Genomic DNA, 12,215 nt, shown 5'->3' with positions numbered 1-12,215 from the left:
GGACGCGAGGGGGTCAGCGGCTGCCGAAGGTGCGCTCGAAGCCGGCGAAGGCGGTCTCCTGGTGCCACTGCGCGGCCGCCTTGGGGCTGGCGTCGAGCAGACGGCGGCAGGCGGGGCCCACCGGGCGCGCGCCGCCCGGCAGCCGACCGCGGCAGGCGGCCCCGGGGCGGTAGCCGTCCCGGGTCGGGTTGCCGCGCCAGAGGCTGCGGCCCGGCAGGAAGGCGTACTCCAGGGAGGCGCGGGCGAGGTTCTTCAGTTCGCGGTAGGAGAGGTCGTACGTCGTGGCGGCGTACTGGTACTCGCGGCTGAGGTCCGTGCGGCTGATGCCCGGGTCGTCGGTGGCCAGGACGACCGGGACTCCGTGGGCACGGTAGGTGGCGAACGGGTGCTCGTCGCCGCGTACGCCCAGGATCTGGGCGTTGCTGGTGAAGGGCACCTCGACGGCGACCTCCCGCCGGGCCATCGTGCGGACGGTGCGGCGCCAGTCGTCCTCGTGGACGAGGTCGACACCGTGTCCGATGCGCTCGGCCCGTGCGACGTCGACGGCCTCCCCGATGTGGAAGTCCAGGTCGGCGGGCTTCACCAGGCCCGGCCACAGCTCGCCCGCGTGCAGAGTCAGGTGGGCCCCGGGGTACGCGCCGCGCAGATGGGCGAGCATGCGCATCTGCAGCCGGTAGTTCCGCAGAGAGCTGTCCCAGTCCTCGGGCTGCACGAGGTTGACCGCGACGAAGCGGGAGTCCCGTTCGGCCAGGCGCATGCCGAGAGCCATCTGGGTGAAGACCCGCTCCGGCGAAGCGCCCCTGGAGACCTGGGAGACGAAACGCACCGGCAGACGGCAGCCGGGCTCGGGACGGCCCGTGCCGCACCCGGCGGCCTCGCGGAACGCGGCGTCCGCCTCCGCGGCCTCCTCACGAGCCTCGGCGACGAGCGCGTCCAGCCTGCCGCCGGCCACCAGCTCGCGGTGCAGGCCGGCGAGATCGGCGTCCCAACCGACCTCGTCGGCCAGCTTCTTCGCGCCCTCGGAAGCCGGGGTGACCATGGTCTCCAGGTAGGACTGGTTCTGCTCCGCCGCGCTGTCGGCGACCTCGGCGAGCAGCTTGCCGCGGTTCCGCCAGGTGACCTCCCCGAACTTGCCGAACGCCGCGAAGAAGTGGTCGTGGCCGTTCCCGTCCGGCGGGAAGTCCTCCATCGACCACGCCCGCACGAGGGCGTCGTGAAAGGCACGATCGGTCCGGGCCTCGGCGGCCGGGCGCGTCCCCGGCCCGCAGGGCGGGGCGACCGCGGTCGTGGTCGCGGTCTCGATGCACAGGCCGTCGTCGGCGGCCAGCTCGATCAGGTACTCGGTCGACGCCGCGCCGGAGAGATGGTTGTGCAGATCGGCGCCCTTGGGCAGACGGCGGAAGAAGCCGCGCAGCAGACGAGGATCGTCACGGATCGTCTCCAGGTACGCGGCCGTACCCATCTCGGCGGCGGTCGCGGGGGGAGACGGGGCCGCGTCCCGGGCGACCACCGGCGTGGCCCGGGCGGCCCCGGAGACGTCGGTGGCCCCGGCGGGCGGAGCGGAGAGCAGGGGCGGCAGGCCGAGAGCGGCGACCACGGCGGGGAGGACGATCCGGCCACGGCCCCCGGCACGACGGTGTGCGAAGTTCATCGGACCATGATCGGCAGAACCGTCCGGGAAGCGGCCCCTGACGCGCTGTCAGGCGAAGCTCCACTCCATCGGAGGCCCGCCGGCCGGCCCGGTCCCGCGGGGGCGGCCCGGTATGACGGTCTGGTCCTGGTCCTGGCGGTCTGGGAGCATCGAAGGCCTGTGACGGGTCCCGCGCCGCGCACCACGACCGGTGACGGGCGGAGGGAGGGGTGGGCATGGAGACGCCGACGGAGGGTGCCCCCTTCACCACGGTGCACGACCACCTGCTGCGCCTCGTGGAGGAGGCGGATCTGTCTCCGTCCGGAGTGCCGGCCGGCCCGGGTCTGCTGCAGGCGGGCTTACGGACGGCCATGTCGCGCGTCTCGCTGCAGGGCGTGCTGACCGAACTCCGGCGATGGTCCTCAGGACACCTGCGGAACGCCCCCGGGCAGGAGGCCGTACCTGAGGCGGCATGGTGCGATCTGGCCGCAGTGTCGCTGCGTCTGGCCCTGCAACTGGCCGACGAGGGCGATTCCCTGGCTCACAGCAGCAGAGGGACGATGGCCCGGTCCATGACGACGGCGGCCTATCGACGGTTCTGGAAGCAGTCGCGGGATCCCGCGACAGGGGAGCCCGAGGACTACACCCAGGCCCTGAGCCGGGTCTTCGACGAAGAGTGGCTGCGCTTCCTCGGGCGGCGAACGCTGCCGCTGTACCGCAGGCTGGCGACCGGTGCCTTCGCGGCGGCCCGGACGGACGGCGGGGCCGGCGCGGAACCGGCCGAGAGCGCCACCCTGCGCTACGTGCCGGCCCGGCTGGCGCAGATCGGCGGTATAGAGGTGCCGGCCGGGCACTCCCGCGCCGGACAGGTCCTGGGGCTGCTGGTCGCCGACGACGGCTGGACGGCGGACATGGCTGCGGCGCGTGCGCCGGATCGCGGTGGCAGCGTGGTGGCCGCCCTCTCGACGGGGAAGCTGGACACCCTGCTGGGCCTTCCCCCGCGGTGCCGCTGACCGGACGCCGGCGTGGGACGGGAGGGCGTGGCGTGGTGGACGGAGGCCGGTGTCCGGTGTCCGGTGTCCCGTGTCCCGCGGTCGTCCCGTGATGCTCCCGCGCTGAGAACGCGAGAGGCCCCCGACCGTGTTTCCGCCTGGTCGGGGGCCTCTCCTGAAGGGTGAACGACGGGACTTGAACCCGCGACTTCCTGGACCACAACCAGGTGCTCTACCAACTGAGCTACGCCCACCATGACCGGCTGTGTTCCGCACCGGCCGAGAAAGAGTGTACAGGGTCCGCCGGGGTGCTCGCGCGCGGCTTTCCCGCCGCCGCTCCCCGGGCTCCCCGGCTGCTCGGGCTACTCCGGCTGCTCCGGCCCGGACAGCACGTGGCGGGAGGCGATCGCCTTCGCCGTGTCGGAGTCCGGGCCGGGCTGCGGCACGAAGACCGCCTCGCGGTAGTAGCGCAGCTCTGCGATCGACTCCCGGATGTCGGCCAGCGCCCGGTGGTTGCCGTTCTTCTCCGGGCTGTTGAAGTACGCCCGGGGGTACCAGCGGCGGGCCAGCTCCTTCACCGAGGACACGTCCACGATGCGGTAGTGCAGGTGGGACTCCAGCTTCGGCATGTCCCGGGCAAGGAATCCCCGGTCGGTGCCGACGGAGTTCCCGCACAGCGGCGCCCGCCCCGCCTCCGGCACGTGCTCCCGGATGTAGGCGAGGACCCGCTCCTCGGCGTCCGCGAGCGTGGTGCCGCCGTCCAGCTCTTCGAGCAGACCGGATGACGTGTGCATGCTCCGCACGATCTCGGGCATCTGCGCCAGCGCCTCGGCCGGCGGACGGATCACCACGTCCACGCCCTCGCCGAGGACGTTCAGCTCCGAGTCGGTGACCAGCGCCGCCACCTCGACCAGCGCGTCCCCGGTCAGCGAGAGGCCGGTCATCTCGCAGTCGATCCACACCATGCGATCATTCATGCGCTTTACCCTACGTCGCCCGCCCGTGGCCGCGTCCCCGCTGCCGGGGCAGCCGGTGCGACCAGGCGTCCGACTGCGGCTTCCCCGGCTCGGCGGCGCCGTCGGCGCGGGCCTCGGCGCGGCCCTCCGTGCCGCCCGGGGCGGTCGTGTGGCTCCGGGGGCCGTCGGGGTCGCGGCCGCCCTCGTGCGGCGCCGGGACCTTGCGGGCGTGCGGCACCCGCGGGGCGTCAGCGCCGCCGCCGTCCGGGCGGCGGGCCCGGTAGGCCGCGCGGTACGAGGCCGGCGAGGCGCCGAGCTGGCGCCGGAAGTGGCCGCGCAGCGCCACCGGCGAGCGGAAGCCGCAGCGGGCCGCGACCTCGTCCACCGAGTAGTCGGAGGTCTCCAGGAGCCGCTGCGCCTGGAGCACCCGCTGGGTGATCAGCCACTGGAGCGGGGCGCTGCCGGTCAGCGTGCGGAACCGCCGGTCGAAGGTGCGGCGGCTCATGTACGCGCGCGCGGCGAGGGCCTCCACGTCGAACTGCTCGTGGAGGTGCTCCAGCGCCCAGGCGACGACCTCGGCCAGCGGGTCGGCGCCGATCTCCTCCGGTAAAGACCTGTCCAGGTGGCGCGGGTGCGCGCCGTCCGCTCCGGCGGCCCGGCGCGGCGGCACGACCAGGCGGCGGGCCAGCGCGCCGGCGGCCTCGGCGCCGTGGTCGGTGCGGACCACGTGCAGACACAGGTCGATTCCGGCCGCGGTGCCGGCGGAGGTGAGGATGTCGCCGTCGTCGACGAACAGCTCCCGCGGGTCGACGTGGACCGCCGGGTAGCGTTTGGCCAATGTAGGCGCATACATCCAGTGCGTGGTCGCGGGGCGCCCGTCCAGCAGGCCCGCGGCCGCGAGGACGAACGCGCCGGTGCACAGGCCCAGCACCCGGGCGCCCTCGTCGTGCGCCTGACGGAGGGCCTCCAGTGCGGGGGCAGGCGGCGGCTGGCTTATCGAACGCCAGGCGGGGACGACGACGGTGCCGGCCCGGGACAGCGCCTCCAGGCCGTGCGGGGCGGTCAGCTGGAGCCCGCCGGTGGTGCGCAGCGGGCCGTCCTCGCCGGCGCAGGCCAGCAGCCGGTAGCGGGGGACACCGGCGTCCTGACGGTCGATGCCGAACACCGAGAGCGGGATGGAACTCTCGAATATCGGTCCGCCGCTGAACAGCAGCACGGCGACGACTTCTCGCCGCCGGCGCGCGGCCAGCTTGCGTGCGGTGGCCGACGCCGGACCTTCCCTGGAGTCCTCCTGGCTCGTGGGAACGCTCATCGGACTGTAAGCCCCCCTCATCGTCGCGTCCTCAAGATCCTGCACTTCTCTCCCCCGCGGCGATAGCCAAGATCGAATCTACTGTGTCGCGTGACCTCGGCGAACCAACTTCAGCACGCGGTGCTATGTCGACATGGCCACGTGGCGTGAAGCATTCGATCACGAAGCGTTGCACTGACCGGGCTCGTTGGGTAGTACGCATAACCTCACTGCCCCTCAGGGGGGCCGTCCACACACCCGGAGTACCCGTTTCTGCCCTGGTGGGAGCCGTATTGACGGGTGGGGGCGGCGGCCGGTGAGGCCGGCGGAGAAGTTGGCTGAAAAGCGCGGGGGTGACGACGGGCCGTCCGGCCGGCTCACGGGCAGGTGCCGGGGGTGTAAGGGGCGCGGAGGCACGTTGCGCAAAGCGGCGGTGCTGGTGCATGCTCCGGGGTCAGCGCGCGCCTCCGCACCGCTTCCTCCCGTTGCGGGCACGGGGGAGTGCCGCCGTATCCTCGGGGTAAAGGAAGGGGAAAGAGGGTTCCCGCGCGTGACGGCCGCCTTCGTCCCTTCCGGGCTCCGGCTCCTTCCACAACCGCTTCCCGCAGAGGACTCACAGCTCCGAGACATCCATGGCTGGACACGAGATCCCCGAACCCGCGGACCGCAGACAGGTCGCCGACCCCCGGGCGGCACCGGATGCGGTGCCCGCGGTGCCCGAGGCGGAGGAGCACACGCGCCACGCCTGCGATCCCGCCTTCCGGCACGGCGTGGTCGTCGGCTTCGACGGTTCCACCTCCAGCGAGCGCGCCCTCGCGTACGCGATCGGCATGGCCCGGCGGTCGGGCTCGGGCCTGATCATCGTGCATGTCGCCAACCGGTTGCCCACCACCGTGTGGGCGGGCTGCGAGCCCCCCGTCTTCGTGGACGTCCCCGACCACCGCACCGAAGTCCTCGGCCTCGAACTGGCCTGCGCCGACCATCTCGCCGAGGTCCCCTGGGTCCTGGTCGAGCGCGGCGGCGACATCTGCCACGAGCTGGAAGAGGTCGGGCAGGAGTACGAGGCGGACGCGATCGTGGTCGGCTCCACGCACGGTCTGGTCGGCCGCCTCTTCGGCTCCGTCGCCGGCCGCCTCGCCCGCCGCGCCCAACGCCCCGTGGTCACCATCCCCTGACCCCGCCTCAGCCCTGCCCGCAGCCCCGCCCTCGCGCTGAGCCGACGTCACCCCTCCGCGCCGGTCGTCCCGGTCCTCTCCGCGCCGGTCGTCCCGGTCCCCGGAAATCCGTCGAGGCCGGGAGGTGCATTGTGCGCTTGTGAGGGGCATACAGAGAACAACGACATGCTGCCCGCCGGGAGGTGACGGTCCCGGGAGCGGCAGCACCAGCCGGCGTAATGGGCGACGCCGGCTACCTCGGGAGCGGACTCCCGCGCGGTGGTGGCCCGCGCGGAAGTCCGCCCCCGTCTGTCCGGCCCCTTTTCGGCTCCGCAGCCCTGCTCCGGCCGCGAGGGCCGGCGACGGCTACTCGACGGTGACCGACTTGGCCAGGTTCCGCGGCTTGTCGATGTCCCGGTCCAGGCACAGCGCCGTGTGGTAGGCGAGGAGTTGGAGCGGCAGGCCCATCAGGATCGGGTCGAGCTCGACCTCGTTGCGCGGCACGACGATGGTGTGGTCGGCCTTCTCCTGCTCGGCGTGGGCGACCGCCAGAATCCGGCCGTGGCGCGCCTTGATCTCCTCCAGCGTCGCGCGGTTCTTCTCCAGCAGCTCGTCGTCCGGCAGGATCGCCACCGTCGGCACGGCGGGCTCGATCAGCGCGAGCGGACCGTGCTTGAGCTCGGACGCCGGGTACGCCTCGGCGTGGATGTAGGAGACCTCCTTCAGCTTCAACGACGCCTCACGCGCGACCGGATAGCCGCGCACCCGTCCCACGAACATCATGCTGCGCGCCTGGGCGTACTCCGCGGCCAGCCGCCGGATCGCCTCCTCGCCGTCCAGGATCTCGGCGATCTGCTCCGGGAGCCTCCGCAGGCCCGCGATGAGCCGCTTGCCGTCCGCGACGGACAGGTCGCGGATGCGGCCGAGGTGGAGGGCCAGCAGCGCGAACGCCACCGCGGTGTTGGTGAAGCACTTGGTGGAGACGACGCACACCTCGGGACCGGCGTGCACGTACACGCCGCCGTCCGTCTCGCGGGCGATCGCCGAGCCCACGACGTTCACCACGCCCAGCACCCGGGCGCCCTTGCGCTTGAGTTCCTGCACGGCCGCGAGGGTGTCGTAGGTCTCCCCGGACTGGCTGACGGCGATGTAGAGGCAGTCCGGGTCCACCACGGCGTTCCGGTAGCGGAACTCGCTGGCGGGCTCCGCGTCCGCGGGGATGCGGGCCACCTCCTCGATGAGCTGCGCGCCGATCATGCCGGCGTGGTACGCGGACCCGCAGCCGAGGATCTTCACCCGCCGCACCCCGCGCGCCTCGCGGGCGTCCATGTTGAGACCGCCCAGGTGGACGGTGGCGAACCGGTCGTCGATGCGGCCGCGCAGCACCCGGTCCACGGAGTCCGCCTGCTCGGAGATCTCCTTGTGCATGTACGTGTCGTGGCCGCCCATGTCGTAGGACTCGGCGGCCCATTCCACGGTCTCCGGCGAGGTGGAGGTGCGGGAGCCCTCGGTGGTGTAGGTGCGGTAGTCGTCGGCCTTGATGGTGGCCATCTCGCCGTCGTTCAGGGTCACGACCTGGCGGGTGTGCGAGACGAGCGCGGCGACGTCGGACGCGACCAGCATCTCGTGTTCGCCGATGCCCAGGACGACCGGCGAGCCGTTGCGGGCGACGACGATGCGGTCGGGGAAGTCGGCGTGCAGCACCGCGATGCCGTACGTGCCGTCGATGTGCCGCAGCGCCTCCTGCACGCGCCCTTCGAGGGTGTCGGCCTGGGCGCGGGCGACCAGGTGGGCGAGGACCTCGGTGTCGGTTTCGGAGACCAGCTCAACGCCGTCGGCGGCGAGCTTGGCCCGCAGGTCGGAGGCGTTGTCGATGATGCCGTTGTGCACGACGGCGACCTTGCCCTCGGGGTCGAGGTGCGGGTGTGCGTTCACGTCGTTGGGGGCGCCGTGGGTGGCCCAGCGGGTGTGCGCGATGCCGGCGGTGCCGGCGAAGCGCTTCGGGAGCTTCGCCTCCAGGTCGCGCACCCGGCCCTTGGCCTTGACGGACTTCAGGCCGGAGCCGCGGGTCTGGACGGCGATGCCCGCGGAGTCGTAGCCCCGGTACTCCAGGCGCTGAAGTCCTTCCAGCAGCAGCGGCGCGACGTCGCGCTTCCCGATGTATCCCACGATCCCGCACATGGCGCTTCTCCTTCGAACGGTCGGTCGGTGTGCCGGCGCGCCGAGGCGGGTGCGCCGCGGGGCGGCGCGTCGCGTCAGCCGTAGACGATGCGCCGGATCTGCCGCAGCGACAGTTCCGGCGGCGCCACCGCGCGGTGCGGCAGTTCGGCGGCGATCCGCTCGAAGATGTCGGCGTTCACCAGCCCGCCGGACTTCAGCTCGCGGTGGCGGCGACGTACGTAGTCCTCGGTCGTCTCGTCGAAGTACGCCAGCACGTCGAGGACCACCCGGACCGCCTCGTTGCGGGGCAGCGTGGTGGTGCGGGTCAGGTGGTCGATCAGGTCCTCGTGGACCGGCGTCCGGCGCTCCAGCACCCGTCGATAGTGCGCGTCCGGGGCGGCCTTCGCAACATTTCTGCCCGATACCGGGCAGGATCGCGAGAAAAGGCGGCTCTCGTGTCCGGTCGCGGGAAATGGTCTACACCTTGACCCCGGGGTCCGGGCGCGGTACGAACGTCAGCGTGCGTCACTTCATGCACATGCCATCGCTCGGAACGTGCTCCCGGCCGCGAGAGGCCCGGAGGACGGACCGCCGCCGAAGGGATCGCTCGTGAGACGTCTCAGGCCCCTCCTGCTCAGCGCCGCGCTGCTGCTCGGCGCCGTGCCGGCGACCGGCGCCGCGGCGAACGCCGCCCCCGCCCAGGCCGGAGCCGGGGGAGACCCCCGGCCACTGGACCAGGTCATCCCCGCACCGGCGTCCGTGCGCGCGCACGGCGACCCGTTCACCCTCACCGACGACACCCGCATCCGGGTGGGCGGACACGCCGCGGCCGCACGGGGAGCGCGGGACGCGGCGCAGGAACTCGCCGAGATCCTGCGACCCTCCACCGGCTACGACCTGCCGGTCACCACCCGCGGCGACGCACACCGCGGTTCCGGCGCGATCGTGCTCGCCCACGGCGGGCCGCGCAGCCTCGGGGAGGAGGGCTACCGGCTGCGGGTGGGCGAACAGCGCGTCGTGCTCCAGGCGCGGGCAGCCGCAGGCTTCTTCCACGGCGTGCAGACGCTGCGGCAACTGCTCCCCGCGCAGGTCGAGTCGGACGCCGCGCGGACCGGGACGCGGACGTGGCGGATCGCCGGCGGCACCCTCACCGACACCCCCCGCTTCGAGCACCGCGGTGCGATGCTCGACGTCTCCCGGCACTTCTTCACGGTCGAGGAGGTCAAGCGCTACATCGACCAGCTCGCCCTCTACAAGTTCAACCGCCTGCACCTGCACCTCAGCGACGACCAGGGCTGGCGCATCGCCATCGACTCCTGGCCGCGGCTCGCGACGCACGGCGGCAGCACCGAGGTCGGCGGCGGACCCGGCGGCTACTACACCAAGGCCGAGTACCGGGAAATCCTGCGCTACGCGGACGACCACCAGCTGATGGTCGTCCCGGAGATCGACATGCCCGGCCACACCAACGCGGCCCTCGCCTCGTACGCCGAACTCAACTGCGACGGCGTCGCGCCGCCGCTCTACACCGGCATCGAGGTCGGCTTCAGCTCGCTGTGCGTGCCGCTGGAGCGCACGTACGACTTCGTGGACGACGTGGTGCGCGAGATCGCGGCCATGACACCGGGACCGTACCTGCACATCGGCGGCGACGAGGCGCACTCCACCAGCCACGAGGACTACGTCGCCTTCATGGACCGCGCCCAGGCCGTCGTCGGGAAGTACGGCAAGACCGTCGTCGGCTGGCACCAGCTCACCGGCGCCGAGCCCGCCGAGGACGCCGTCGTGCAGTACTGGGGCGTCACGGGCGAGGAGGAGGACGTCGCGGACGCCGCCCGCAACGGCAACCGGCTGGTGCTCTCGCCCGCCGACCGGGTCTACCTCGACATGAAGTACAACGAGGACACGCCGCTGGGGCTGAGCTGGGCCGGATACGTCGAGGTGCGGCAGTCCTACGACTGGGACCCGGGCCGCTACTTCCAGGGCGTGCCGGAGAGCGCCGTCCTCGGCGTCGAGGCGCCGCTGTGGTCGGAGACCCTGGAGAACAGCGACCACATCGAGTACATGGCGTTCCCGCGGCTGCCGGGCGTCGCGGAACTCGGCTGGTCGCCCGCGGCCACCCACGACTGGGAGGACTACCGCGTCCGCCTCGCGGCGCAGGCGCCGCGCTGGGAGGCCCTGGGCATCGACTACTACCGCTCCCCGCAGGTCCCCTGGGACTCCGGGACGCGCTGACGCGTGCAGGCCCGGCCGTGCGGCGGACGTCGCCCGGCCGGGCAGCGGACGTCCGGCCGGGCGGCCGTGTCAGAAGCGGTTCAGCACCGCGCGCTTGGCCGCCGCGAACTCCTCGTCCGTCAGGATGCCTTCGCGGTGGAGTTCGCCCAGCTCCCGCAACCTGCGCAGCAGCGCGTCGTGGTCCGCGTCCTCGGGAGCGGACTTCACCAGGGACGGCGGCGCGGAGGCCGTCGCCCCGGCCGCCACCGCGGAGGCACCCTCCGCGAGTGCGGGAGGCGGCCCGGCCCCGGGGTGCGGAAGCCGGGCCGCGACGGCGGCGGCCAGCAGCACGGCGCCACCCGTCTCCCGCGCCTGCCGCACCCCCCACAGCAGCACGCAGTTGGGGTCGTGCTCCGGCTTCGGCGCCGTGTGGCCGCCGCGCGGCCGGAACCGCAGGCTGCCGTTCTGCCAGCCCACCGCCGGAGTCCACTCCACCGCGGTCAGCTCGTCGAGCGGCAACGTTCTCGGGCCACCGGAGGACTTGCTCTCCTCGGCCATCCAGTTCCACTCCAACTGCACCCGCTCGCCGTCGAAGACGGCCGTGCCGTCCGTACCGGCCGCCGTGCGCGGCACGGACGGGCCGGGCAGCAGGTACCGGTCGCACGGACCGTCCGCCACCTGTTCCAGCAGCAGCGCGTTCCGCACCTCGTCCACGACGTACTCGGCGACGCCCGCCCGGTCGCCGTCGACCGCGAGCTGGTACGGGTCGGCGGCGTCCGGGAGCCGTCCGCCCGCGACATGGGCCAGCGGATCCGCGCCGGTGCGCAGCCGCACCCGCAGGCGTCCCGCCTTCCGGCCGTGCCCCGCCTCGTACGCGATCCCCGCCACCGCCTCCAACGGCACGGCGACCTCGCCCAGCTCCCGGCGCAGCGTGTGAGTGGACTTGCCGTTCCCCGGCACGATCCGCAGCGTGTCGCCGTCGAACGTCCAGGTGCCCGCGCGCTGGATGATTTCCGCCATGCCGACGATTCTCGCGCACGGGCACGGCGTTCAGGCCACCCGTTCGGACAGGAAGTCCTCCCAGGTGCGCTCGCCCAGGGTGGCGCCCTCCAGCGTCAGGTTGGCACCCGCCCGGTAGGCGCGACCCGCCTTGCCCGGGATGCGGACCGGCATCAGGGGGCGCCGCTTGCCGCGCGCCCGCAGGTAGCCGCGGCTCAGCTCGGCGAGGTCGTACACCCTCGGTCCCGCCAGGTCCGGCACCAGCCCCGCCGGCGCGCCGAGCGTCAGCTCCACCAGCCGTTCCGCCACCTCGCGCGCGTCCACGGGCTGGAGCCGGAGCCCGCCGGGGGAGGGGACCACCGGCAGCTTCGCCATCTTCTCCACCATGGCCAGCGTCAGGTCGTGGAACTGGGCGGCCCGCAGGGTCGTCCAGGGCACGCCGGAGTCCGCGACGGCGCGTTCGGCGGCGAGCTTGGACCGGAGCCAGGCCAGCGGCACCCGGTCCGCGCCGATGACGGAGATGTACACCAGGTGCTTCACCTGCGCCTCTGCGGCGGCGCGGGCCAGGTGTGCGGTCGCCTCGTCGTCCCCCTTGGGACCACCGGCGAGGTGCAGTACGGTCGCGCAGCCCGCCACGGCGGCGGCCACGCCCGCGTTCTCCCGCAGGTCCCCCGTGACGTACACGACGCCGTCCTCGTCCGGCCGCTCCCGGCGGCTCAGGACGCGCACGGAGCAGCCCGCGCCGCGCAGCAGCGGCACCACGTGCCGTCCGAGGGTGCCGGTACCGCCGGTGACCAGAATCGTGGAAGCCATCGTCTC

Annotated in this window: 10 protein-coding genes and 1 tRNA gene; 3 read left to right on the top strand and 8 right to left on the bottom strand. The window is 73.2% G+C overall.

Annotation, left to right across the window (positions count from 1 at the left end):
- Nucleotides 1–13: 13 nt before the first annotated feature.
- Nucleotides 14–1,651: an adenosine deaminase family protein gene (locus RM572_RS03155; protein ID WP_311671696.1), complete on the bottom strand. Its 1,638-nt coding sequence runs from the start codon at nucleotides 1,649–1,651 to the stop codon at nucleotides 14–16.
- A gap of 215 nt (nucleotides 1,652–1,866) precedes the next feature.
- Between RM572_RS03155 and RM572_RS03150 the strand changes: the two genes are divergently transcribed.
- A complete protein-coding gene (locus tag RM572_RS03150; protein ID WP_311671695.1) occupies nucleotides 1,867–2,643 on the top strand; it encodes a hypothetical protein in 777 nt (258 codons plus the stop codon).
- Nucleotides 2,644–2,803: 160 nt separating this feature from the next.
- Here the strand turns inward: RM572_RS03150 and RM572_RS03145 are convergent.
- The 3 genes from RM572_RS03145 to RM572_RS03135 form a co-directional block, all read right to left on the bottom strand.
- Nucleotides 2,804–2,876, bottom strand: a tRNA-His gene (locus RM572_RS03145).
- A gap of 108 nt (nucleotides 2,877–2,984) precedes the next feature.
- Nucleotides 2,985–3,599, bottom strand: coding sequence for an oligoribonuclease (orn, locus tag RM572_RS03140; protein WP_311671694.1), 615 nt, complete (start codon nucleotides 3,597–3,599; stop codon nucleotides 2,985–2,987).
- A 10-nt stretch (nucleotides 3,600–3,609) separates the two neighbouring features.
- Nucleotides 3,610–4,890, bottom strand: coding sequence for a helix-turn-helix domain-containing protein (locus RM572_RS03135; RefSeq protein ID WP_311671693.1), 1,281 nt, complete (start codon nucleotides 4,888–4,890; stop codon nucleotides 3,610–3,612).
- A 611-nt stretch (nucleotides 4,891–5,501) separates the two neighbouring features.
- On the opposite strand from RM572_RS03135, the gene RM572_RS03130 reads away from it, so the two are divergent.
- On the top strand, nucleotides 5,502–6,044 hold the full coding sequence (locus RM572_RS03130) for a universal stress protein (RefSeq protein WP_311671692.1): 543 nt from the start codon (nucleotides 5,502–5,504) through the stop codon (nucleotides 6,042–6,044).
- Between the two features lie 345 nt (nucleotides 6,045–6,389).
- Here RM572_RS03130 and glmS read toward each other — a convergent pair whose 3' ends face one another.
- Together glmS and RM572_RS03120 are read right to left on the bottom strand one after the other, a co-directional pair.
- Nucleotides 6,390–8,204: a glutamine--fructose-6-phosphate transaminase (isomerizing) gene (gene glmS, locus RM572_RS03125; RefSeq protein WP_311671691.1), complete on the bottom strand. Its 1,815-nt coding sequence runs from the start codon at nucleotides 8,202–8,204 to the stop codon at nucleotides 6,390–6,392.
- A 74-nt stretch (nucleotides 8,205–8,278) separates the two neighbouring features.
- The gene (locus tag RM572_RS03120; RefSeq protein WP_311671690.1) at nucleotides 8,279–8,557 is read right to left on the bottom strand and encodes a hypothetical protein; all 279 of its coding nucleotides are present in this window, start codon (nucleotides 8,555–8,557) and stop codon (nucleotides 8,279–8,281) included.
- A 235-nt stretch (nucleotides 8,558–8,792) separates the two neighbouring features.
- On the opposite strand from RM572_RS03120, the gene RM572_RS03115 reads away from it, so the two are divergent.
- Nucleotides 8,793–10,418 carry a beta-N-acetylhexosaminidase gene (locus tag RM572_RS03115; RefSeq protein ID WP_311671689.1) on the top strand — a complete coding sequence of 542 codons (1,626 nt, stop codon included), beginning with the start codon at nucleotides 8,793–8,795 and terminating at the stop codon, nucleotides 10,416–10,418.
- Nucleotides 10,419–10,487: 69 nt separating this feature from the next.
- Here RM572_RS03115 and RM572_RS03110 read toward each other — a convergent pair whose 3' ends face one another.
- A complete protein-coding gene (locus RM572_RS03110) occupies nucleotides 10,488–11,417 on the bottom strand; it encodes a DUF4429 domain-containing protein (RefSeq protein WP_311671688.1) in 930 nt (309 codons plus the stop codon).
- A gap of 30 nt (nucleotides 11,418–11,447) precedes the next feature.
- Complete coding sequence (locus RM572_RS03105; protein WP_311671687.1) at nucleotides 11,448–12,209, bottom strand: SDR family oxidoreductase; 762 nt, start codon at nucleotides 12,207–12,209, stop codon at nucleotides 11,448–11,450.
- Between the last annotated feature and the right edge of the window lie 6 nt (nucleotides 12,210–12,215).

It is taken from the genome of Streptomyces hazeniae, from assembly GCF_031845485.1.
In the GTDB taxonomy this organism is placed as follows: Bacteria; Actinomycetota; Actinomycetes; order Streptomycetales; family Streptomycetaceae; genus Streptomyces; species Streptomyces hazeniae.
This window is presented reverse-complemented; position numbering and strand designations above follow the sequence as displayed.

Coding starts and splice junctions, on each gene's coding strand:
- RM572_RS03110 (WP_311671688.1), bottom strand. CDS start 11,417: ATGGCGGAAATCATCCAGCGCGCGGGCACCTGGACGTTCGACGGCGAC.
- RM572_RS03135 (WP_311671693.1), bottom strand. CDS start 4,890: ATGAGCGTTCCCACGAGCCAGGAGGACTCCAGGGAAGGTCCGGCGTCG.
- RM572_RS03150 (WP_311671695.1), top strand. CDS start 1,867: ATGGAGACGCCGACGGAGGGTGCCCCCTTCACCACGGTGCACGACCAC.
- RM572_RS03130 (WP_311671692.1), top strand. CDS start 5,502: ATGGCTGGACACGAGATCCCCGAACCCGCGGACCGCAGACAGGTCGCC.
- glmS (WP_311671691.1), bottom strand. CDS start 8,204: ATGTGCGGGATCGTGGGATACATCGGGAAGCGCGACGTCGCGCCGCTG.
- RM572_RS03105 (WP_311671687.1), bottom strand. CDS start 12,209: ATGGCTTCCACGATTCTGGTCACCGGCGGTACCGGCACCCTCGGACGG.
- orn (WP_311671694.1), bottom strand. CDS start 3,599: ATGAATGATCGCATGGTGTGGATCGACTGCGAGATGACCGGCCTCTCG.
- RM572_RS03155 (WP_311671696.1), bottom strand. CDS start 1,651: ATGAACTTCGCACACCGTCGTGCCGGGGGCCGTGGCCGGATCGTCCTC.